We start from the raw sequence: 22961 nt of genomic DNA, 5'->3' as shown, positions 1-22961 counted from the left end.
GTGTTCAAGATGAAATTAGGTGTATTTTCGGTATTGTTTTATGATCGTGATTTTGAACAAATGTTAGACGATGTGGCTGCGGCAGGTCTCGATATGATTGAAGTCGGTACAGGCGGCAATCCTGGCGATAAATTTTGTAACCTTGATGAATTGTTGGCAGATGAAAGTAAACGTCAAACATTTATGGACAAAATTCAACAACGCGGATTAGAAATTAGTGCTTTCAGTTGCCACAATAATCCCATTTCTCCAGATGCAGCAGAAGCCAAAGAAGCAGATGAGACATTACGCAAAACGATTCAACTCGCGGCGTTACTCGGTGTACCTGTCGTTAATACGTTTTCAGGTATTGCAGGTTCAGACGACAGTGCAAAATATCCAAACTGGCCGGTGACACCTTGGCCGACAGCGTACTCTGAAATTTATGACTACCAATGGAATCAAAAACTTATTCCTTACTGGCAAGACTTAGCAGCATTTGCGAAAGCCCATGATGTCAAAATTGCGATTGAACTACATGCCGGTTTTCTTGTGCATACGCCATATACCCTTTTGAAATTACGAGAAGCGACGAATGAATACATAGGCGCTAACCTTGACCCGAGTCATTTATGGTGGCAAGGCATTGACCCTGTCGCAGCGATCCGTATTTTAGGACAAGCGAATGCGATTCACCATTTCCATGCGAAAGATACGTATATTAATCAAGATAATGTGAATATGTACGGCTTAACAGATATGCAACCGTATCAACAAGTCGCAACACGTGCTTGGACCTTCCGCACAGTCGGTTATGGTCATAGTCCTTACGAATGGGGCGAAATGATCAGTCAATTAAGAATTCATGGCTACGACTATGTACTCAGTATTGAACATGAAGATCCGATTATGTCAGTAGAAGAAGGTTTTCATAAAGCAGTTGAAAATTTAAAATCAGTCAATATTTATCATCAAGCACCGGATATGTGGTGGGCTTAGCAATTACAACATGAGAAATGAAGGAGGTCTCAAAATGAGCGAAATAACAGCCAGACAATGGTGGAAGGAAGCGGTGGCGTACCAAGTATATCCCCGCAGTTTTAATGATTCAAATGGAGATGGGATGGGTGATTTAAGAGGCCTCATAGAAAAGTTAGATTATTTACAGGAACTCGGTATTGATGTCATTTGGCTGAGTCCGATGTTTCCCTCGCCTAATGCAGATAACGGCTATGATATTAGTGATTATCAAGCGATTAGTGAAACGTATGGAACAATGGCAGATTTTGATGAGTTGCTTGGAAAAGTGCATGCACGCGGGATGAGATTGATTTTGGACCTTGTGGTGAACCATACATCAGATGAGCATCCGTGGTTTATCGAGTCTAAACAAAATCGTCATAACTCGAAACGTGATTGGTACATTTGGCGTGACCCAGCCAGTGATGGTTCCGAACCGAATAACTGGGAGAGTATTTTTAATGGTTCGACATGGAAATATGACGAGACGACGAATCAATATTATTTCCATTTATTCAGTGAGAAGCAACCAGATTTAAACTGGGAAAATCCAGAAGTCCGCAATGAAGTATTTAACATGATGAATTGGTGGTTTGACAAAGGGATTGATGGTTTTCGTGTGGATGCCATTACCCATATTAAGAAATCCTTTGAAGCGGGCAATCTCCCAGTGCCAGAAGGTCAACAGTATGCCCCTGCGTTTGACGTCGCGATGAATCAACCGGGTATTTTAACTTGGTTACGTGAGATGAAAGCTAAATCTCTGTCGCAATATGACATTATGACGGTCGGGGAAGCAAACGGTGTGAATCCAGATGATGCAGAAAATTGGGTCGGCCATGATAAAGGGGTCTTTAATATGATTTTCCAATTCGAACATCTTGGCCTATGGGATAATATGGCGTCACGTCTTGATATTAAAGCGTATAAAGAAGTGCTCAATCGTTGGCAAAAGCAGTTGGAAAATAAAGGGTGGAATGCGCTGTTTATTGAGAATCATGACCAACCGCGTCGTGTGTCGACATGGGGAGATGACGAACTGTACTGGTATGCATCAGCGACAAGTCATGCGCTCGTGTACTTTTTACAACAAGGCACACCGTTTATCTATCAAGGTCAGGAAATTGGCATGACGAACTATCCGTTTACCGATATTGAACAATTCGATGATGTGTCCGTTAAAAATGAATACCGCATTGTGCAAGAAGCGGGTGGTGATGTTGACGCATTACTTGAAAAATTGAGAATGGATAGTCGTGACAACTCGAGAACGCCTATGCAATGGGATGCGAGTGACAATGCAGGTTTTACGACTGGAACACCATGGTTTCCGGTGAATCCCAATTATGTGGATATCAATGTGGCACAACAACAGAAGGATCCAAAATCAATTTTAAACTTTTATAAAGATCTCATTCGGTTGAAGAAATCAGATGACATCTATACGTATGGACAATTCGATTTAGTCGATGCAGACAATGAACGGTTGTTTGCTTATACACGACGTTTGGATGGACGCACTGTAGTTATCATTGGCAATTTATCGGATGAGGTAGCCACTTTGAATACAGATTTAGCGCTAAGTGAGGGAGAAGTGCTACTCCATAACGATGAAGGTGCAGTTGACTTTAACGCCATTCGTCCTTATGAAGCATGTGTCGTTGCACTGTAATATATTAAATGATACTGAGGAGATGAGACATAAAAACAAGCAGAGTATGTGCGCTCTGCTTGTTTTTTTAACTTTTAACCTTTTGTTGCGCCAGCTGTTAATCCTGAAACTAAATACTTTTGTAAGAATAAGAACACGATTGAAATAGGCAATGCAATCATGATCGCGCCAGCTGCAAAGACAGTGAAATTATTCGCATACTGATGATTAATAAAGTTAAACAACCCAACAGCTAACGTATATTTCTCAGGGCTACGTAAGAGGATTTTCGGTAAGATAAAATCCATGAATGGTCCCATAAAATTAAATAATGCAACGACTGCTAAAATCGGTTTTGCGAGTGGTAACATAATTTGAATAAAAATACGCATATGGCCCGCACCGTCAATTTTTGCAGATTCATCGAGTTCTTTTGGTATCGTATCGAAATAACCTTTAACAAGGAAGGCGTTCATTGGAATCGAACCGCCGATATACACGATTGTTAAACCGAGTAAAGAATCGAGTAGACCAATAGTATTGAGTAAGATATAAATCGCAACCATCGCCATGAGGACAGGGAACATTTGTAAGATAAGAAACGTGATTAACCCGTATTTTCGTCCTACAAAGCGATATCTAGAAAATGCATAGGCTGTAAGTGTAACAAAAATCACACTAAACAATGCATTAGCTGAAGCGACGAGCAAAGTGTTTTTATACCATGTTAAATATTGGCTGTTTTCATCTGTCAGTAAATAGATGTAATTGGCAAAAGTCGCATTGTCTGGAATCATCTTAGCACCGTAAAGTGTCGTGCCCGGATTAAGCGAGATGCCGAACGTCCAAAGCAATGGATATAAAATGATGACAAACATGAAAGCGATAAAGCCATAAATACCAATTGCTTTCCACACTTTTTTCTTTTGATTCATATTAAATCCCTCCCTCGTCTTTGAATGTACTTGTACGTCTGAATTGTAAAAATGCGATAATTGCGACGATAAAGCCGATAATGAGTGATACGACAGCACCCATGTTAAAGTTATTGAATTCGAAAGTTAAACTGTATACCCAAGAAATTAAGATGTCGGTACTGCCTGCGTTTTGCCCTGGTACAGGCGGTCCACCTTCATTAAAGAGGTAAATTAAGTTAAAGTTATTAAAGTTTCCTGCATATTGCATAATGAGTAATGGTGCAGTTGCAAATAGGACGTGTGGCAACGTAATTTGACGGAATTTTTGCCAACTTGATGCACCATCGATGTCTGCAGCTTCATACCAATCTGGCGAAATACTTTGTAATACACCAGTGAACAGGGCGAATACAAATGGGAAGCCGAGCCATGTTTGAATTGCGATTAAAGCCACTTTTGTCCAAAACGGATCATTTAACCAAGCCGGTGCAACACCTAATAATGGTTGTAAAATGGTATTGTTAATCGCACCGAATTCGTCGTTGAATAAGGCTGCGAAAATTAAGATTGTTACGAATGCCGGAACAGCCCACGGTAAAATTAGCACCGTACGAATAAGACGTTTGAACTTCACGAGTGGGTGATTCACAATAATAGCTAAAAACAAGCCTAATGCAATTTGTAATGTTGTTGCGACAAGTGTCCACACAATCGTCCACGTGATGACACTAAAAAATGTGTGACGCCAAATGTCGATAGTGAATAACGTTTTAAAGTTGTCAAAACCGACCCATTCTAATGTATGACGGGGAGGTGCATGGTATAAGTTGTAATTTGTAAATGCGACCGCACCCATAAATAATAATGGGAAGACAACGATAAATACGAGTAAAAACATACCAGGCGAAATGAGTAAGTATGGAAATGTCTTATCCCATGCTGCAATACGACGTGCTTTGGGCTCTTTAATTTCTTCGCCACGATTAAAACGTTCGGCTGTGCGGTAAGCGTCGATGATGTTCACAATATATAGTGTAAGCGCAAATGCAATGAGTAATAGTGAAATAATCCCTTGTGCTAATAGGACACGTGAATCATCTAACTTAGGAACAGTTCCTAATGTGAAGAGTCCCCAAAACCCAATGTTAAAAAATTGGTAGAATACAGAAATAAAGCTGATAAAAAAGATGAGGCAACATAAGCCTTTGACGATTTGCTTATTATAGAATTGCCCGAGTCCAGGAATGATAGAGAGCATTGCGGCTAATTTGGCATTTCGTTGATTCATAGGGCGACTCCTTTCTATTTGTTATCGTTCGGTTGAAGTATTTTAATGTTTTGTTGAATATCTCGATTGGCGTCTTCCAATGCTTGTTTAGGATCTTGACCTTCTGAAATGAACGTACTTGCATTGGCCATTGGTGTCCACACTTGTCTCATTTCAGGTATGTTTGGCATTGGTTCGGCATTTTTAGCTTGTTCTTCAAAAGCTTTTAAGTTCGGATTAGATGATTTCACATCGAGACGGCCTGTAATTTCATTGCGTTCATCTGTATATTTTTGAAGTGTATCTCGACTTGTTAAATACAACATTAAATCTTTCGCCCAATATTTAGATTTGCTATACTCCGATAAATACCAACCCCGTACACCGAGATACGGTCTCATCTTCATACCGTTATCAGACGGCAATGTTGTCACACCAAGGTCATCACCTAATGTTTGTTGGAATTCTGTAAGGTTCCACGGTCCTGTCACAAACTGGCCGACTTGCCCATCTTTGAATAAACCAATCATAATGTTATGATTCGCTGCTTTCGGTAAGTAACCTTTTTCGTACCATTTTTGCAGACGTTTACCATTTTTAATGACTTGTGGATCATTGATGCCAGTTTGATGTACATCATACTTATCGCCAATTTTCTTGAATACATAGTTATTGCTGTTAAACATAAATGGATAGTTAAAATACGGATCACGACCATCAAATAAAAAGCCGTATTGATGCTCATCAGGTTTGTTAATACGGTCGGCATTGGCTTCGACTTCTTGAATCGTTTTAGGTGCCGTTTTAACATATTTTTTGTTGTAAAGTAATGCTGTTGACTCAACGATAGACGGTAAAGCAAGTTGTTTGTTGTCGTAATTGAGTGCACGTAAAGCTTGCTTGTTAAAGCCTTTCAATTGTTCATCCGTAAAGTCCAGTTCGGCAGCGAGCCCTTGTAGATACGCACTACCTGTATTGTCATGTGCTAAGAAAAAGAGGTCTGGTCCTTTACCAGCCGGCGCATCCAAGGATAGATTTTCTAACTGATCATTTTGTGCGACATTTACGAGACGGACTGGAATACCGGTCTTTTTCGTATATTGTGCTGTAATTTTTTTGTAAAAAGCCATTTGTGCATCGCCATCGACCCACATTGTGAGTTGTTCAGGCTTTTCTTTTGAATTATCACGGTTTAATGCTGCTTCAATGTCTTTTTGTGAACGGTTAGGGCCACAAGCCGATAAGACGAAAAGCACGGTGATAACCAAGAGTGCTGCTTTCAACATCTTGTTCATGTGTATCCCCCCTTATACGATACGTTTTCCATTTTCTGGATTAAAGAAGTGACATTTATTCATATCAAATGCGAGTGTCAATGTTTCACCTGCTGATACTTTTGTACGCGCGTCGAGTTTAGCGATGATTTCATGTTGCACAAATTGCGTGTGCACCATAATTTCAGAACCTAATAGCTCAGAAACGATGACTTTAGATTCGAAAGCTGTTTCTGGTGACGTTTGAATAAAAATAGGTTCTTCATGAATATCTTCAGGACGGATACCAAGTGTCACAGTTTGATTTTCAAAGCCTTTCTCTTTTAGCTTTTCAAACTTTTTATGTGCTAATTTGAATAGTTTTGTACCGATTTGAATCCCTTGGGCAGTCACTGTGACATCTATCATGTTCATGGCAGGTGAGCCGATAAATTGTGCGACGAAAATGTTGTCAGGTGTATCATAAATTTCACGTGGCGTACCGATTTGCATAATGTGACCCTCTTTCAATACGACGATACGTGTCGCCATTGTTAAAGCTTCTGTTTGATCATGTGTCACGTAAATTGTCGTTGTGTTCAGGCGGTGGTGGAGTTTTAAAATTTCTGTACGCATTTGAACACGTAATTTAGCGTCAAGGTTAGATAAAGGTTCATCCATTAAAAAGACTTTCGCATCACGAACAATAGCACGACCTAATGCAACACGCTGACGTTGCCCACCAGAAAGTGCTTTTGGTTTACGGCTCAAATAATCTGTCAGCCCTAAAATTTCAGCTGCTTCTTTGACACGTTTGTCGATTTCAGCCTTGTCGAACTTGCGTAGTTTGAGCCCGAACGCCATATTTTCATAAACCGTCATATGTGGATAAAGTGCATAGTTTTGGAACACCATCGCAATGTCACGGTTTTTTGGTTCAACGTCATTCATACGTTGCCCATCGATATAAAAATCTCCCCCTGTAATGGATTCAAGCCCTGCAATCATACGTAATGTTGTAGACTTCCCACAACCAGATGGCCCTACAAAAACGATGAACTCCTTATCGGAAATGTCGAGATTAAAATCTTTAACGACCGTGTTGTTGTTATCGTAAACTTTTTTGACATGTGACAATTTTAACTCAGGCATAGCTATACCCCCTGTAAAGATTAAATTTTGTAATCGTTTACAAATAGTTTATATTCCTGTTTTGCTCCTGTCAATTCAAATTTGAAAACGATTACATTTTTGTGGTAGATTTTGCGGACCAGTTGTTTGCTCAGGAGTCTCGTCTAGGTACACAATCTGAAGTGTGCGCGTTGAAAGGAGAAAATGAGGATGCTGGGATCATTCATCTGTTTTTGAGAGATGTTTTGTTTGAAAATAAATAGCAATACGTGTTTTTCTTTTTTACTTTGCATAAAAAGGAACGAGGATAAGGGGAAGTGAACTAAAGACTCGTGTGATTAAGATGGGAGAAAAAGAAGATTGAAATGTAAAAGTTGTTGGGGTGAAGAAGGCATAAAAATTTGCCCTCATGGATTCCCAATTTTTGAAATCATGTTGTGAAAACGGACGAGACGTTTGAGGGAATAGACATAGCCGGATTGAATTGAGGCAAGTCCCTTAAATCAGTGCGTCCATGATAACAATCGTGACATTCAAAGTGTTGATCGATGAGGGCAATGGTATTAAGCATATTAAATTTTCAAATGACACTGACAGGCTTATATTTTACCTGGAAGGGTTGCTTTTTTCTCTTTTTTAAACACGCGCTTTGCAATTTTCGGTGCGAATTGGAAGAGTGTCACACCGATAATGGCGGAGATGAGTATGAAGACCCCGCTCAATGTTTTAATTTGGGTCGAGGCGAATCCAGCGATAATCATTGAAAATTCACCGCGCTGTGTGAAGGACAACCCTGCTCTTAATGCAGGCACGTTGTTGAGCCCAAACTGTTTTCCTCCGACATAACCGACAATAAGTTTAGATAGGACTGACCAGATGACGAGTACGATTAAAACGTTGACCATTGAAATACCGGAAGTCAGTTCAATCGATAGCCCAAAGTTAATAAAGAAAATCGGCATTAAGAGGTCACGTAAATTACGTACGGTTTGTTGCAACATGGCTGTTTTACGTATTTCAGCTAACATAATTCCGGCTAAAAAGGCGCCGAATACTTCTGATAGGCCGAGTTGAATCGCAATTCCTGCATAAGTTAAGCTAATCCCAACCATAAACAAAATAAAGAAATCTTCGTTGACATATTTATCGACAAAAGTTCCAAGCTTTCTGAATATAAATTGTCCGATGAGAATGGCACCAGCGAGCAATACAATAATTTTTACGAGTACGAGTGACAAGGTTGTTGCAGTTAGTGCTTGACTCATGAATAGACTTGCGATAATCGTCACGAGTAATGGAGAAACAATATCCTCAAAAACGAGTAAACCGAGGACGAAGTTAGAATCTTTGGTGGTCATTCGATTGTTTTTCTCCAGGAGTTTCACGGTAATTGATGAACTTGTCGCATAAACGACGCCACCTAACAATAAGGCAATCTCAATCGGTTGCTTCATGATAAGCAGTAATACTACAGTCACACCGAATGATAAAAAGAGGTCTAATAATCCCGCTTTATAAATATTTAAGGCGAGTTTTTTGAGTTGATTGACAGGGAATTCCATCCCGAGCATGAAAAACATCAACACAATACCCACTTCTGCAGCAAACTCTAATATTTCAGAATGGCTCACAAAGAACGCGAGCCCGATGCCGATAAGTAAAAAGATAATAATATCAGGTGCTGAAATGCGATTGGCAAGATAAGCGCTAATAAAAAGGAGTGAAATTAAGAGCCCACTGAGTAGGACTTCAGACACGTTAGAAAAATCCATAGGCACTATCCTTGTGGACGACAAGCGGCTTCGAATTCTGAAACTGCATCATTGTATCCAATGACGAGTAAGATATCTCCTTCATGTATCAGTTCGCTTGAGTCAGGTTTTGGAATAATATCTGAACCACGGCTAATCCCGACGATGTTCACACCATTCGGAACACGATGTTCAGCTTGTGCAATGTTAAGCCCTTTTAATGGAGAAAGTTGACCGACTTTGATCCAGTCTACGAGCATTTGTTTACGCAACAGTGTAAAACGTTCGAAAGCTTGTTTTTCCATTGTATCGTGGTTGACATCCATAAGCTTTAACGCAATTTCACGTGCTTCACTTTCATTTAACCCAATGTTCGCGATGACATCTTCATCATCGTCAGTAATGTAAATTTCTCGTTTACCATTATAATGTAAAATCACGTGCACAATTTCGTTGTTAGCGGTAGTGAGACTGTACTTTGTCCCTACGCCTGGAATGATTTGTCCTTCCATGTTAAAGCCTCCTTGTTGACAAAGGTTGTTTACTTTACTCTTGCGAATCTTTAAGAGTATAATATTTATACTGATATGATTAGATTATAGACGTTAATGTATTAATGGTCAAACGCATCTATTACAGTATTGAGAATGGAGTGGGGAACATGGCAAAGCAGTATACGGGCGAAAAAATTAATGTGTATTTCGAGCCTAAACGTTGCGTACATGCAACGGAATGCGTACGTGGTTTAGGAGAAGTATTTGATGTGGAAAAAAGACCTTGGATACAACCGGATAACGCGGCTGTAGAGGATGTTGTCAAAGTGGTTGAACGATGTCCGAGCGGTGCGTTAACGTATGAACTTCCATCAAATGAACAAGAAACACATGCTCAAACAAGAGTCGCGTATGGGGACGACGGCGAAATTTTTATGTATGGTGACTTTGATTTAGTGCACAACGGTGAAGTGATGCATTTAAATCGTGCCATTTTAACTAGCGATGAATCTAATACGGACAATCCACCGTTTTATAGTAAAAGTTTCAGCGGTCAAGGCGACAAAGAACAATTTTACAAACCCATTCAAGATGAAGAAATCGACAAGTAAAAGGAGGCAGAGATAATGGAACCGATTAAACATATCCATCATATCTCAGCAATTGTAGGACATCCAAAAGAAAACAAAGACTTTTATGAAAAAGTGTTGAATTTACGTTTAGTCAAAAAAACAGTGAACTTTGACGATCCAGGTACGTATCATTTATATTTCTCAAATGATAATGTAGACCCAGGTACCATTATGACATTCTTCCCATGGGCTAACGCTTATAACGGTCGTGTAGGTAGCGGCCAAGTGGGTCGTATCGCATTCAGAATTCCTAAAAACTCTAAAGATTACTGGATTCAACGTTTAAACGATAATAATGTTGAAACGACAGAAACAGAACCTTTCCGTCGTCCAACAATCGAGTTTGAAGACATTCATGGGCTTGATCTCGCATTAGTTGAAAGCGACGAAGAAAGTGACACAAACAAAATTCTTGGTTTCCACGGTTCAGTATTATTATCATTACGCCCTGTAGAAACTTTAAAAGAACTCGTTGACGATTTAGGTTTAACAGAACTTGAACATGATGCTGACTACTTCCACTTTGAAACAGCGGGAGATTTGAAACATCACATCATTATTCCTAAAACACCACTTCCAGAAGGGCGTTGGGGTGTCGGTACAGTTCACCATATCGCATGGTCTGTAGATAATGATGAACAACACCTTGCATGGCAAAAATATTTAATGTCACAAGGTTATCATGTGACTGAAGTGAAAGATCGTAACTACTTCAAAGCGATTTATACTAAAGAACGCGGCCATATCATTTTTGAATTTGCGACTATTCCTCCAGGTTTTGATCGTGATGAACCGAAAGATCAATTAGGCCAAAAAATTATGTTGCCACCTCAATATGAAAATCAAAGAGAAGAACTGTTAGCGAACCTTCCTGACTTAGATTAATCGAGTCGTAGTATGACATTAAAATAAAAATTAAAGCCAATGAAAATCAACCCTGTATTGATTTTTGTTGGCTTTTTTATATGCATTTAAAATCATTTATATATACAAATAATATGAAAATTAAATAATGAATAGTTGTAAATCAAATTAAAATTGTTACACTTTTGACAAAATTCAGGGCCTGTGGGATAAATAGTATAAGGTTTTAGCGAGGAGAGAAACATCATGAGCATTAGAACAGTCAGCTTGATCTTATTTAACATTGCCGCATCTATAGGCTCGCGTATTTTTAGTTTTGCATGCGCATTTTACATATTACAACATACGGACAATACCATGTGTTACACCATTTATTTAACTGCTATTGTTATTGCTACACTTGTGACAACCCCATTACTCAGTATCTTTGCTGATCGCTACCACAATAAACTGATGGTCATTATCGCACTATTATTAAATGTGATATTTCTATTTATATTCACCATTGCGTTTGACATGTTTTTCAACTACATTGTCATCTTAGGCATTATTCTCAATATGACAGATGTTGCTATCCGAGCGTTTATCGATGCGAATGTGAATCAAATTGTAAAAGAAGATCTCGAACGCTACCTATCATTAAGTCAAACCATCAACACAACCATTCAATTTTTAGCACCTATCATCGGGGGAATCATGATTGCTTTCTTTAATATCGAAACGTTAGCACTGCTCAACCTTGTGACAGCAGGCCTTGGCATCCTTTTTGTATTAAACTTACCATTAGATAAAGCGTTAGCATTAGAAAGTACATCAATAAAAGAAAGTTTACGAGAAGGGTATCACTATTTGAAGTCTAAGAAACCGTTACATCATTTCTTCATCATGATGATGGTATTACACTTTTTAATCACGGTTTTTTCAATAGGCATGCCTATCGCGGCTGTACAATTGATACAACTGTCAGCGGTGCAATTTGGCATCGTTGTGTCAGGTTATACAGTGGGTATGTTAGCAGCATCGTTTTTATTGACGATGGAACCTGAAAAAGATCATTTGAAGTCAACGTATCAACGCGCAATGCTATTACAATGCGTGACGATATTGATTTTAGGCATCATAGTATCATTTGAAATGAACGCGATTGTGGCAACACTATTTTTCTTTATATTGAATGGCTTGATGGGCTTATCTCAACCTATGACGACAATGCCAACTTCGATATATTTGCAAAGGGCGGTTGGAAAGCAATATCAAGGGCACGTGATGACACTAAAACAGACTTTAGTACATATTTCATCGCCTGTTGCACTGTTGTTTTTCGGTCTCGTGTTGAATCATCATCAGGCTGTCGTTTATTTGATGGTTGCTTTAATGATATTGGGCGTTTGTATCTATTTGAGTCGCATGGTTAAAAAGGGCTTTCGATTTGAATAGAAGGTGGGGAACAGATTGATACATTCACTATGTCTATATTGGGAATGTTGAACCGTGCTGTGCTTCTCCTTACTTTTTTATGATAATCTGTTAACTTAATGGCTAACTATATATGAAGAAACAATAAACCATTTGCTATTATTAATAAACGGTTGGTGTTTGATATTGAAAAAACAAAAGAATAAAAAATTTTTTGACACAGAAAATAAATTGAATTTCTTTTTGTCTATTCCTGATTTCTTTGTAACGCTATTGAAACTAATAAAAAGCTTGTTGATATAAAATCAGACCGATTTCTTTAGGTCTGATTTTTTAATTGTCATTAATTTTGACCTGCATTTCTAGGTGATGAATCACATTTTTATCAAGTATAAGATGATGATTACGACGGTGGCAGCCACATATTAATATATTTAAATTGATAGTGGTTATAACCAGAATGAATCATTTGGATTTTACAAAGATTTTAAATATATTTTTATTACTAAAAGCAAAGTATAATGGGTATAAGCATCATAACAATTGAAAGATAAAAAACAAAATGAAAGCCTTTACAAAAAAGAAGGAAATCATTATAATCAAAGTGGTTATAACCAGTAGGAGTGAATGATATCATGGCTGAAAAATTACCATTGTACTATCAAGTGTACAAAGGCATTCATAGTCGCATTAAGGCTGGTGAATATAAAGAAGGCGATAAAATACCATCAGAACGTAAGCTATGTGAGGCGTTTGGTGTGAGTCGAATTACCGTGCGCGAAGCTTTAGATCGTTTGGAAAAAGATCATGTCATTAAACGCGAACATGGCAAAGGATCCTTTGTGTTAGGTAGTCGATATACGCAGTTTTTAAATGAACTATATAGTTTTAAAGATGAAATTGAAAAAAATGGTGATGTGGCGAGTACAAAAATGTTAAACATTCAACTCATCCCATCTACCACTTTTTTGCAAGAAAAAATGAATCTGAAACCTTATCAATATGTTTATGAATTAAAGCGTTTACGACTTTCGAATGATGTCCCGCTCATATACGAGGTGAGTTATTTACCAATGCGTTTTTGCGAAGGGCTCGAACAATTTGATTTTAATCGTGTCTCTCTCTATGAAACGCTCAATCGTCATTACGGTTTGCAAATTACGAACGCTTGTGAGACTTTGACGGCGAGTAAGTTAAGTAAAGAACACGCGGAATTGTTGAATGGTGTCGTCGATGATAGTTGTATGTTTATTGAACGCTTTAGTTATGTAGGTGAAGATCTGATTGAGTTTACACAAAGTATTGCAAGTGGACATAAATATAAGTACACCGTGCAATTGATGTAATGATAAATAGATATGGGAGGTCGTATTGTGTTATATGAAACAGATACTTATCGCGAAATAAAGCAACAACCACAAACTTTGAAAAAAACGTTTGATATTGTTCGAGCGCAACAAGAAGCATTCGATCAATTTGTAAATCGAATTGAACAAGAGAACGTTGGGAAAAAATTAAAAGTGCTGTTCACCGGTGCAGGTTCTAGTGCCTATGTCGGTGATGTCGCACGTATGGCACGCAACACAGCGGTGATGCCAAACTTTGAATTTGAATCTGTACCAACCACGCATTTTGTGACAGATCCACAACTTTACATTGATGATCAAACAGCATATCTGGTTGTGTCATTTGCACGTTCGGGTAATAGTCCAGAAACGAAAGCGACAGTCGAATTTGCGAATGAACTTTCTCAAAATGTGTATCACCTATTCATTACAAATAATAAAGATGGCTTTTTAGGGGCATACGAAGCGGATAAAGACAATGTATTCAAAGTGATTCTACCTGAAGAAACGAACGACAAGTCCTTGGCGATGACATCAAGCTTTTCATCGATGTTATTTGCGAGTTACTTACTTTTTGGTGGGACAGTTAGCCCTCAATTTTTCGAGATTGCAGCATCTAACTTTGATTGGCTCGAACAACAAGCTCAAGCTGTGAATGCACTTGAATTTTCAAAAGTGTTTTACGTAGGGACAGGCTTGATTGGTGAGTTAACGAAAGAAGTGAGCTTAAAATTGAACGAGTTGACTGCAGGCCAAACTGAAATCGCACGTGAAACAACATTAGGTTTCAGACATGGTCCTAAAGCTGGCTTAAGTAAAGATACCATTTTCATTATGATGCGTAGTAATGGCGCCTACCATCGTCAATACGAAGATGATTTGATTAAAGAAGTGGGACAAGTGAAAGATCGTTACAAAATGTATATTTTAGATGGTCAAAGTGATGCGGGCGAGCACACAGTACAGCTCCCACAATCTGAATCATTATCAGATATGGAACTTGCGCTTCAATATTTAATGTTTGGCCAGTTGCTTGCTGCACAACGTTCTGATGCATTAGGTTTAAATCCAGATAACCCGAGTCCAGACGGTTTTATTAACCGTGTTGTTAAAGGGGTTACGATTTATCCAGTTAAAGGGTGATGAACAATGATTGCAACACATACGTTTAATCCATCAGTGGACATTACGTACAAAATTGAGCCGCTTGTCGTGGGTGAGGTACATCGTGTTAAACAGAAAATTGAAAATCCAGGTGGCAAAGGAATTAATGTGACCAAAGTGCTGCATCAGTTAGGCGCGGCGCATTGTGCATTTGGCTACCTGGGTGGTGTGAATGGTCAGTGGATGGCTGATACATTGAAAGCGATGGGTATCACAAGTGCATTTACGTTTATCAAGGGACAGACAAGGCAAAGTTTAGCGTTGAATGACGGTCAAGCGCAAACAGAAGTGCTTGAGCAAGGTCCAACGATTTCAGAAAGTGAGCAGCAAGCTTATTTTGAAAATATCTCGAAACATGCTGCAGATGCAAAAGTGGTGACAATTAGTGGAAGTTCACCACAGTTCGAATCTCGGTCGAAGTTTGACCATATGACGCATATTTTGAAAGCGCTACCAAATACGTACAATATTGTGGATACGCATGCGGGTGAGTTGAAAGCATTATTAGAAGCTGAGTTGCCGATTCATTGTATTAAGCCGAACCAATCTGAATTTGAAATGTTAGTCGATGAAGCACAGTTGACGATTGATGATTGTGCTCGCTTGCTGCAATCACATGCGTATTTTAGCAACTGCGATGTCTTTTTAACGTTAGGTGGAGAGGGTGCGCTCGTGAAATGGAAGTCAGACATTTATCGTGCGACATTGCCACATAAAGACATTGTCAATCCGGTCGGTTCGGGTGATTCTACTGTAGCTGGCATTGCTTATGGTGTGGATCAAGGTTTAGCACCTGAAGCTTTAATTCGCCAAGCGCTCGCATGTGGGACATCGAATGCTTTACAAGAAAAGACAGGTTTTATTGATGTCAACCAAGTCTCTGAGATTAAAAATGAAATAGAAGTGGAGAGGTTTGAATGGTAAAAGATTTAAGTCGTTTAGTAGATGAGAATGGGATTTATGCAGCAGTGGCAGTAGACCAACGCGGCGCATTAAGAAATTTATTAGGTGACAAAGGAACGCCTGAGAACTTGTCACTATTTAAAAAATTAGTATCTGAAGTGTTAACACCACATGGTTCTAGTTTTTTAGTAGACCCTGAATATGGTTTAGATGCTGCAAAAGCAAAAGATGAAAAAGCTGGCTTAATCTTATCTTATGAACAAACAGGTTATGATCAGTCTCGTCCTGGACGCTTACCACGTCTCATTGAAGATCAAAGTGTACGTCGTCTTGTTGAAGCTGGTGCAGACGCTGTGAAGTTCTTACTTTACTATGATGTAGACGAAGCAGACGAAATCAATCAAAAGAAACAAGCGTTAATTGAGCGTGTAGGTACAGAGTGTCAAGCTGAAAACGTCCCATTTTTACTTGAAATCTTAACTTACGATGACAGCATTGGTGACGAAAAAGGTGAAGCATATGCGAAAGTGCGTCCTCATAAAGTGAATGAAGCGATGCGTGTATTCAGTGAACCACGCTTCCAAGTGGATACATTGAAAGTGGAAATTCCAGTGAACATGAACTTTGTTGAAGGATTTGGAGACAAAGCGGTGATGACTCAAGCAGAAGCAGCAGAAGCGTTCAAAGCGCAAGATGCTGCAACAAACATCCCTTATATTTATTTGAGTGGTGGCGTATCTGCACAATTATTTATGGATTCACTCCAATTTGCAGCTGATCATGGTGCACATTTTAATGGTATTTTATGTGGTCGTGCAACATGGAAAGGTGCAACAACAGCACTGGCAGACGCAGGTGAAGAAGCGGCGAAAGCATGGTTGGAAAGTGAAGGTCTTGATAACTTAACAGCACTGAATGAAGTGAATGTAAAAACAGCAACACCAGTTCAATTTTAATGAGGTGATGATGTGAGTCGTTTCAAAATCAGCGATACATTTTTATTAGATGACAAACCTATCAAGATATTGTCCGGTGCCATCCATTACTTCAGAATACCAAAGGATGACTGGGAAGATTCATTATACAATTTGAAAGCACTGGGGTTTAACACTGTGGAAACCTATGTCCCTTGGAACTTTCATGAAACAATTGAAAATGAATATGACTTCAAAGGACATAAAGATTTAAAACATTTTATCGAACTTGCTGATCAGCTTGGACTGTACGTGATCGTTCGGCCATCTCCGTATATTTGTGCGGAATGGGAGTTCGGAGGCTTTCCGGCATGGTTACTCAATGACCGTACAATGCGTATTCGTTCGAGTGATGAGAAGTATTTAGAAAAAGTGAAAAAATATTATCATGAACTGTTTAAAATCTTAACGACATTGCAAATTGATCAAGGCGGCCCGATTATCATGATGCAAGTCGAAAATGAATACGGTTCATTCGGTCAAGATCACGAATATTTACGTGCACTTGCGCATATGATGCGTGAAGAAGGGGTGACGGTACCATTCTTTACATCAGACGGTGCTTGGGATCAATGTTTAAGAGCAGGTAGTTTGATTGAAGATGATATTTTACCGACAGGCAACTTTGGTTCTCGTACCGTTCAAAATTTCGAAAACTTAAAGACGTTCCAACAAGAATTTAGTAAAAAATGGCCGCTCATGTGTATGGAATTTTGGGATGGCTGGTTTAATCGCTGGGGTGAACCTGTGATTAAACGAGACAGTGATGATTTGGCTGAAGAAGTGCGCGATGCAGTAAAACTAGGCTCACTTAATTTATATATGTTCCATGGTGGGACGAACTTTGGTTTTTGGAATGGTTGCTCGGCACGTGGCACGAAAGATTTACCACAAGTGACTTCTTATGATTATCATGCGCCGTTAGATGAAGCAGGTAATCCAACAGAAAAATACTTCGCTTTACAAGAAATGCTCAAAGAAGAAATACCTGACATTGAGCAACATGAACCAAGAACGAAAACATTCATGTCAATGAAAGATATTCCATTGACAGACAAAGTGAATTTATTCGAAGTACTTGAAGACATTTCGACAAAAACGACAAGTTTCTATCCACAAACGATGGAAGAAGCGGGTTCTGGCTATGGTTATATGGTATATCGTACACGTATCCATAAAGCAACAGAACAAGAAAAATTACGCATTGTAGATGCAAGAGACCGTGTGCACTGTTATGTAGACCAAAAGCATGTCTACACAGCGTATCAAGAAGAGATTGGGGATCAATTTGAAGTCACATTAACGTCTGACCAACCACAAATTGATGTGCTCGTTGAAAATATGGGTCGTGTGAATTACGGCTATAAGTTATTGGCACCGACACAGCGTAAAGGTTTGGGTCAAGGTCTCATGCAAGATCTTCATTTCGTACAAGAATGGGAACAATTCGATATTGACTTTGAGCGATTAATAGATGACCATTTCAAACGGGATTGGTCAGCGCAACAACCTGCTTTTTACAAATATACATTTGACTTAGCAGAGCCAAACAATACGCATATTGATGTAAGCGGTTTCAGCAAAGGTATTGTACTCGTCAATGGTTTCAACATGGGTCGTTATTGGGAAATTGGACCCTCACAGTCGCTTTACATTTCAAAAGCATTTTTGAAGCAAGGAAAAAATGAGATTATCGTGTTTGACTCAGAAGGAAAACATCCAGAAAATATCCAACTGATTGAAGCACCTCAATTTTCTGAAATATAAGGAGTGGATTTATTATGGCAATTATCGGAAGTAGAATCGATGGTAGACTCATTCACGGGCAAGTCGCAAACTTATGGGCAACAAAATTAAACATTGGTCGCTTTATCGTGATTGATAATGAAGTTGCGCAAAGTGATATCGACAAACAAGCTTTAAAACTTGCGACACCAGCAGGGATTAAATTGAGTGTGTTACCGGTTGAAAAAGCAGCAAACAATATCAATAACGGTAAATATGACTCTCAACGCGTGATGGTTATTGCAAAACGTCCGGATCGCTTTGTGGAACTTGTGAATCATGGTGTGAAAATTGAAGAATTGAACGTAGGGAACATGTCACAAACAAATGAAACACGTTCTATTACAAACTCAATCAACATTACTGATGAAGATGTCGATAACTTCAAATTATTGCAAGAAAAAGGCGTGAACATCATTTCGCAAATGGTGCCAAACGATAAAACAGTTGACTTTATGACATTAATCAAAGAATAGGACTATCAGGAGGCGTTTCTAATGGATATTTTATGGTGGCAAGTATTGCTCTTAACGCTCTATGCAGGTTATCAAATTTTAGATGATATACAATTCAACATTTTTGGTCATCCTGTATTTGCAGGAATTATTTCAGGGTTAATTATGGGGGATGTGACTACAGGTTTAATTATCGGTGGGGGCATGCAGTTAACTATTTTAGGTGTAGGGACTTTTGGTGGTGCATCAAGAATCGACGCCAACTCGGGGACAGTATTAGCAGTTGCGTTCTCAGTTGCACTCGGAATGAACCCACAACAAGCACTTGCGACACTTGCAGTACCTGTTGCAAGCTTAATGATTCAAACAGATATTTTAGCACGCTTTACGAATACATTCTTTGCACATCGCATTGATAGAAAGATTGAACAAATGGATTACAAAGGCATCGAACGCAACTACTTATACGGTGCGATTCCATGGGCGTTATCTCGTGCAATCCCAGTATTTTTAGCACTTGTATTCGGTGGTAGCGTGGTAAGTAAAATCGTTGACTACTTAAACGGTGACTTAAAATGGTTAGGTGACGGTTTAACAGTGGCAGGTGCCGTATTACCAGCAGTCGGTTTCGCGATTTTATTACGTTACTTACCTTTGAAAAAACATTATCCTTACTTTATTTTAGGTTTTATTATTACGGCATTAATGGTCACAGTATTCAACGGTTTATCAGGTTTAGGCACATCAGTTGCAGGTTTAGACAAAAACTTTACAATGTCATTCTCATCATTACCAATGTTGGCGATTGCAGCGATTGGTTTTGCTTTAGCGGCAATGGAGTACAGTCGAACTTCACAATCAAAAGTAGCACCTGCTAATAATGGAGGAAGACAAGCAACAGATGCGGACGATGAAGGAGAGATTGAAGATGACGAATTATAATCAAACGGAAACACAGATTTCTCAAAGCGCTGAAGCAAATTCAAAGTTAACTGGAAAAATGCCTGACACACCTTATAAACTGACTGATAAAGACTTTAGACAAATCAATTTACGAAGCTTATTATTCTTCCAATGGGGCTGGAACTACGAGCGTATGCAAGGGTCTGGTTATTTATACACGATTCTTCCACAGTTACGTAAAATTTATGGTGATGATTCGCCTGAATTACAAGAAATGATGCGAACACACGCACAATTCTTCAATACAAGTAACTTCTTTAACACGATTATTATGGGTATCGATATTGCGATGGAAGAAAAAGAACGCTATGCATCAAAAGAATCTGTCAAAGGGATTAAAGTCGGCTTGATGGGACCTTTTGCGGCTGTAGGGGATGCGATTTTCGGTTCGTTAGTGCCTACAATTTTCGGTGCCATTGCAGCTAACATGGCACAAGACGGCAACCCATTTGGTGCATTACTTTGGTTTGTCGCAATGCTTGCCATTATCGTATTCAGATGGAAACAATTGAAGTTCGCTTATAAAGAAGGGATTTCACTTGTGACAACAATGCAACATCGCTTAGAGTCTTTAACAAATGCAGCAACATTGCTCGGGGTATTCATGGTCGGCGCACTTGTCGCAACGATGATCCGTGTACAATTTGCTTGGAAACCACAAATTGGTGATTTAACAGTGAATATTCAAAACAGTGCGGATATGATTTTACCGAGATTATTACCACTTTTAATTGTATTTGCGGTTTATTGGTTATTAGGACGTAAAAAAATGAACTCAACACGTGCAATCTTTATTGTGATTATTGTATCGATTATCTTGTCAGCGTTGGGTGTTATTTCAAAAATTTAATGCGATGGGAGCATTTGGACTATGGAAAAATTAATCCTTGTGAGTCACGGCGCTTTTTGTGAAGGGCTAAAAGACAGTGTAGAAATGATTCTTGGACCTCAAGACTACATTCATACTGCGTCATTAACACCAGAAATGGGGCCAGAAGATTTTGAAAAAGTATTGGATGCACTCATTGATGAAGGCGATCAAGTGACAGTTTTTGCAGATTTATTAGGTGGCACACCAGCGAATACCGTTTCTAAAAAAATTATGAATGGGGCAGACTTAAATCTTTATGTAGGGATGAGTTTGCCAATGGTCATTAGCTATATTAATGGTAAAATGATTGGTGAAGAACCTGACTATGTGCAAAAAGCGCAAGAGGGTATCATTCACGTCAACGCATTGTTAAATGAAGACGATGACGATGATGATGAATAAAACAATCAATGACAGTAAAGAAGGTATACTATGACATATGCAATTACAAATGGCGTCATTTATACAGAAGACGGTGTGATTTCAGACGGCTACCTGATCGTGGAAGACGGCAAAATTAAAGCAGTTGAAACGGGAACTTATACAGGAGATTTAGATGTTGTAGATGCAAAAGAACGTCACATTTTACCAGGTTTTATTGACGTGCATATCCACGGCGGTTATGGTGAAGATGCGATGGACGCCTCATATGATGGCTTGAAATATTTAGCTGAGCATCTATTGACAGAAGGCACAACGACTTTTTTAGCGACAACGATGACGCAATCTCAAGAAGCGATTGAAAAAGCACTTCAAAATATTAGTGCTTATCATCAACAACAAGATGTGACGAATGCAGCTGAAGTGGGCGGTGTACACTTAGAAGGACCATTCATTTCTGAACATAAAATTGGCGCGCAAAACCCAGCATTTATTCAACGACCGACTGTTGAATTATTGCGTCATTTTCAAGAAACGGCTAATGGACTCATTAAAATTGTGACGATTGCACCCGAAGTTGAAGGCGCAAGTGAAGTGATTCAAGCAATGAAAGATGAAATGATCTTTTCGATGGGTCATACTGAAGTGGACTTTGATCAAGCGAACACAGCAGCAGAAGAAGGCGTCAAACACGTCACACACTTATACAATGCGGGTGTTGGTTTCCATCATAGAAATCCAGGAATGTTTGGTGCGGCATGGACCAATGATCAGTTAAAAACAGAGGTTATTGTCGATGGTGTGCATTCACATCCACAGGCCGTGGCCATTGCGTATCAGCATAAAGGACCAGAAAAAATGTTCTTGATTACGGATGCGATGCGTGCAAAAGGAATGCCTGAAGGGGACTATGAACTAGGTGGTCAGAAAGTGATTGTGAAAGATCATGAGGCACATTTAGAAACGGGCTCTTTAGCGGGAAGTATTTTAAAAATGAACGACGGTTTACGCAACTTGATTCAATTTACGGGTGCACGTTTAGAAACGTTATGGCGCGTCGCAAGCTTGAATCAGGCGAAAGCATTGAAGATTGATGATCGCAAGGGAAGTATTGCGGTAGGTAAGGATGCCGATCTTGTGATTGTAGATGATGACATTCAAGTATATCAAACGATTAAAATGGGGCGTGTGCATAACATCATGCAATAGAGACGCTTAATAATGGCGATAGCAATGGAGGTTGAATCCAGTTGCTATCGCCTTTTTGGGGATTTGGTTTTGAGGAAGAACGAATGGTTTGATCAATGTACGTATCAGATTGGGTAGATTGTTTAAGTTAAATGATTCCCTAAAAATCATATTTCGTGTTATACTAAATATAAATAAAAAGGCAATGTGCGCTAACACATTGCCTGTAAGCCCGTTATAAAGACGGTGACTTGTAATGGTAAAATAACCATTCCGCTCTAGTCAAAAGTTGGGAATGGTTATTTTTGATTATTCAGTGCAACTACGACTAAACCGATGATTGATATTACAATCACGAGCATTTCGTAATCAGACATGCTGCATTACTCCTTTCTAGGAGCAACAACTATAATCATAGGCATCACCCCTTTTTCAAGAGATTAGCCACCATCTTATCCAACTTGCTTACAAGAGATATTATAGCATATAAAATTCGTTTCGATATTTATTATGCAATGAAATTAAATGTTATATCAAACGTAAATAAAAAGGCTGG

The 22961-nt window shown here is 39.0% G+C and carries 21 protein-coding genes; 15 read left to right on the top strand and 6 right to left on the bottom strand.

Translation table 11 applies throughout. From position 1 onward, the window contains the following. The first annotated feature begins 9 nt into the window (after positions 1-9). Together CD138_RS01200 and CD138_RS01195 are read left to right on the top strand one after the other, a co-directional pair. The gene (locus CD138_RS01200; protein ID WP_019168827.1) at positions 10-978 is read left to right on the top strand and encodes a sugar phosphate isomerase/epimerase family protein; all 969 of its coding nucleotides are present in this window, start codon (positions 10-12) and stop codon (positions 976-978) included. 34 nt (positions 979-1012) lie between these two features. Then, positions 1013-2671, top strand: a complete 1659-nt coding sequence (locus CD138_RS01195) for a glycoside hydrolase family 13 protein (RefSeq protein WP_019168828.1) — start codon at positions 1013-1015, stop codon at positions 2669-2671. Between the two features lie 74 nt (positions 2672-2745). Here CD138_RS01195 and CD138_RS01190 read toward each other — a convergent pair whose 3' ends face one another. The 6 genes from CD138_RS01190 to CD138_RS01165 form a co-directional block, all read right to left on the bottom strand. Continuing rightward, entirely contained in the window at positions 2746-3585 is an 840-nt protein-coding gene (locus tag CD138_RS01190; protein WP_019168829.1) for a sugar ABC transporter permease, read from the bottom strand. Between the two features lies 1 nt (position 3586). Then, the gene (locus tag CD138_RS01185) at positions 3587-4855 is read right to left on the bottom strand and encodes a sugar ABC transporter permease (protein ID WP_019168830.1); all 1269 of its coding nucleotides are present in this window, start codon (positions 4853-4855) and stop codon (positions 3587-3589) included. Positions 4856-4869: 14 nt separating this feature from the next. Beyond that, complete coding sequence (locus CD138_RS01180; protein WP_019168831.1) at positions 4870-6129, bottom strand: extracellular solute-binding protein; 1260 nt, start codon at positions 6127-6129, stop codon at positions 4870-4872. A gap of 12 nt (positions 6130-6141) precedes the next feature. Next, entirely contained in the window at positions 6142-7239 is a 1098-nt protein-coding gene (locus CD138_RS01175) for an ABC transporter ATP-binding protein (protein WP_019168832.1), read from the bottom strand. A gap of 578 nt (positions 7240-7817) precedes the next feature. After that, on the bottom strand, positions 7818-8990 hold the full coding sequence (locus CD138_RS01170) for a cation:proton antiporter (protein WP_019168833.1): 1173 nt from the start codon (positions 8988-8990) through the stop codon (positions 7818-7820). Positions 8991-8995: 5 nt separating this feature from the next. Then, complete coding sequence (locus CD138_RS01165; RefSeq protein WP_019168834.1) at positions 8996-9481, bottom strand: cation:proton antiporter regulatory subunit; 486 nt, start codon at positions 9479-9481, stop codon at positions 8996-8998. A gap of 149 nt (positions 9482-9630) precedes the next feature. On the opposite strand from CD138_RS01165, the gene CD138_RS01160 reads away from it, so the two are divergent. From CD138_RS01160 to nagA, 13 genes are all read left to right on the top strand, one after another. Continuing rightward, positions 9631-10074, top strand: a complete 444-nt coding sequence (locus tag CD138_RS01160; protein WP_019168835.1) for a (4Fe-4S)-binding protein — start codon at positions 9631-9633, stop codon at positions 10072-10074. A gap of 15 nt (positions 10075-10089) precedes the next feature. Continuing rightward, positions 10090-10980: a VOC family protein gene (locus CD138_RS01155; RefSeq protein WP_019168836.1), complete on the top strand. Its 891-nt coding sequence runs from the start codon at positions 10090-10092 to the stop codon at positions 10978-10980. A gap of 225 nt (positions 10981-11205) precedes the next feature. Then, positions 11206-12396, top strand: coding sequence for an MFS transporter (locus CD138_RS01150; protein WP_019168837.1), 1191 nt, complete (start codon positions 11206-11208; stop codon positions 12394-12396). 614 nt (positions 12397-13010) lie between these two features. Further along, positions 13011-13721 (top strand): GntR family transcriptional regulator, encoded by a 711-nt coding sequence (locus CD138_RS01145; RefSeq protein ID WP_019168838.1) that lies wholly within the window; start codon positions 13011-13013, stop codon positions 13719-13721. A gap of 27 nt (positions 13722-13748) precedes the next feature. Beyond that, positions 13749-14864 carry an SIS domain-containing protein gene (locus CD138_RS01140; RefSeq protein ID WP_019168839.1) on the top strand — a complete coding sequence of 372 codons (1116 nt, stop codon included), beginning with the start codon at positions 13749-13751 and terminating at the stop codon, positions 14862-14864. A gap of 6 nt (positions 14865-14870) precedes the next feature. Further along, on the top strand, positions 14871-15809 hold the full coding sequence (locus tag CD138_RS01135; protein WP_019168840.1) for a 1-phosphofructokinase family hexose kinase: 939 nt from the start codon (positions 14871-14873) through the stop codon (positions 15807-15809). Continuing rightward, positions 15803-16744, top strand: a complete 942-nt coding sequence (locus CD138_RS01130) for a tagatose 1,6-diphosphate aldolase (protein ID WP_019168841.1) — start codon at positions 15803-15805, stop codon at positions 16742-16744. The genes CD138_RS01135 and CD138_RS01130 overlap by 7 nt, the downstream gene beginning before the upstream one ends. Positions 16745-16756: 12 nt before the next feature. Continuing rightward, positions 16757-18529, top strand: coding sequence for a glycoside hydrolase family 35 protein (locus CD138_RS01125; protein ID WP_019168842.1), 1773 nt, complete (start codon positions 16757-16759; stop codon positions 18527-18529). 14 nt (positions 18530-18543) lie between these two features. Beyond that, positions 18544-19023: a PTS sugar transporter subunit IIB gene (locus CD138_RS01120; RefSeq protein ID WP_019168843.1), complete on the top strand. Its 480-nt coding sequence runs from the start codon at positions 18544-18546 to the stop codon at positions 19021-19023. Positions 19024-19044: 21 nt separating this feature from the next. Further along, entirely contained in the window at positions 19045-19944 is a 900-nt protein-coding gene (locus tag CD138_RS01115) for a PTS mannose/fructose/sorbose/N-acetylgalactosamine transporter subunit IIC (RefSeq protein ID WP_019168844.1), read from the top strand. After that, positions 19931-20815: a PTS system mannose/fructose/sorbose family transporter subunit IID gene (locus CD138_RS01110; RefSeq protein WP_019168845.1), complete on the top strand. Its 885-nt coding sequence runs from the start codon at positions 19931-19933 to the stop codon at positions 20813-20815. Before CD138_RS01115 ends, CD138_RS01110 begins: the two co-directional genes overlap by 14 nt. A gap of 21 nt (positions 20816-20836) precedes the next feature. Beyond that, on the top strand, positions 20837-21238 hold the full coding sequence (locus CD138_RS01105; RefSeq protein WP_019168846.1) for a PTS sugar transporter subunit IIA: 402 nt from the start codon (positions 20837-20839) through the stop codon (positions 21236-21238). Positions 21239-21268: 30 nt separating this feature from the next. After that, positions 21269-22426: an N-acetylglucosamine-6-phosphate deacetylase gene (gene nagA, locus CD138_RS01100; RefSeq protein WP_019168847.1), complete on the top strand. Its 1158-nt coding sequence runs from the start codon at positions 21269-21271 to the stop codon at positions 22424-22426. Positions 22427-22961: the final 535 nt, after the last annotated feature.

Origin of the sequence: Staphylococcus intermedius NCTC 11048 (genome assembly GCF_002902385.1) — a bacterium.
Taxonomy (GTDB): domain Bacteria; phylum Bacillota; class Bacilli; order Staphylococcales; family Staphylococcaceae; genus Staphylococcus; species Staphylococcus intermedius.
The sequence above is the reverse complement of the archived record's forward strand: the minus strand, read 5'-3'. Positions and strand labels throughout refer to the sequence as shown.

Excerpts from the sequence above, each read along its gene's own strand:
- CD138_RS01200 (WP_019168827.1), top strand. The coding sequence starts at position 10 with ATGAAATTAGGTGTATTTTCGGTATTGTTTTATGATCGTGATTTTGAA.
- CD138_RS01195 (WP_019168828.1), top strand. The coding sequence starts at position 1,013 with ATGAGCGAAATAACAGCCAGACAATGGTGGAAGGAAGCGGTGGCGTAC.
- CD138_RS01190 (WP_019168829.1), bottom strand. The coding sequence starts at position 3,585 with ATGAATCAAAAGAAAAAAGTGTGGAAAGCAATTGGTATTTATGGCTTT.
- CD138_RS01185 (WP_019168830.1), bottom strand. The coding sequence starts at position 4,855 with ATGAATCAACGAAATGCCAAATTAGCCGCAATGCTCTCTATCATTCCT.
- CD138_RS01180 (WP_019168831.1), bottom strand. The coding sequence starts at position 6,129 with ATGAACAAGATGTTGAAAGCAGCACTCTTGGTTATCACCGTGCTTTTC.
- CD138_RS01175 (WP_019168832.1), bottom strand. The coding sequence starts at position 7,239 with ATGCCTGAGTTAAAATTGTCACATGTCAAAAAAGTTTACGATAACAAC.
- CD138_RS01170 (WP_019168833.1), bottom strand. The coding sequence starts at position 8,990 with ATGGATTTTTCTAACGTGTCTGAAGTCCTACTCAGTGGGCTCTTAATT.
- CD138_RS01165 (WP_019168834.1), bottom strand. The coding sequence starts at position 9,481 with ATGGAAGGACAAATCATTCCAGGCGTAGGGACAAAGTACAGTCTCACT.
- CD138_RS01160 (WP_019168835.1), top strand. The coding sequence starts at position 9,631 with ATGGCAAAGCAGTATACGGGCGAAAAAATTAATGTGTATTTCGAGCCT.
- CD138_RS01155 (WP_019168836.1), top strand. The coding sequence starts at position 10,090 with ATGGAACCGATTAAACATATCCATCATATCTCAGCAATTGTAGGACAT.
- CD138_RS01150 (WP_019168837.1), top strand. The coding sequence starts at position 11,206 with ATGAGCATTAGAACAGTCAGCTTGATCTTATTTAACATTGCCGCATCT.
- CD138_RS01145 (WP_019168838.1), top strand. The coding sequence starts at position 13,011 with ATGGCTGAAAAATTACCATTGTACTATCAAGTGTACAAAGGCATTCAT.
- CD138_RS01135 (WP_019168840.1), top strand. The coding sequence starts at position 14,871 with ATGATTGCAACACATACGTTTAATCCATCAGTGGACATTACGTACAAA.
- CD138_RS01130 (WP_019168841.1), top strand. The coding sequence starts at position 15,803 with ATGGTAAAAGATTTAAGTCGTTTAGTAGATGAGAATGGGATTTATGCA.
- CD138_RS01120 (WP_019168843.1), top strand. The coding sequence starts at position 18,544 with ATGGCAATTATCGGAAGTAGAATCGATGGTAGACTCATTCACGGGCAA.
- CD138_RS01115 (WP_019168844.1), top strand. The coding sequence starts at position 19,045 with ATGGATATTTTATGGTGGCAAGTATTGCTCTTAACGCTCTATGCAGGT.
- CD138_RS01110 (WP_019168845.1), top strand. The coding sequence starts at position 19,931 with ATGACGAATTATAATCAAACGGAAACACAGATTTCTCAAAGCGCTGAA.
- CD138_RS01105 (WP_019168846.1), top strand. The coding sequence starts at position 20,837 with ATGGAAAAATTAATCCTTGTGAGTCACGGCGCTTTTTGTGAAGGGCTA.
- nagA (WP_019168847.1), top strand. The coding sequence starts at position 21,269 with ATGACATATGCAATTACAAATGGCGTCATTTATACAGAAGACGGTGTG.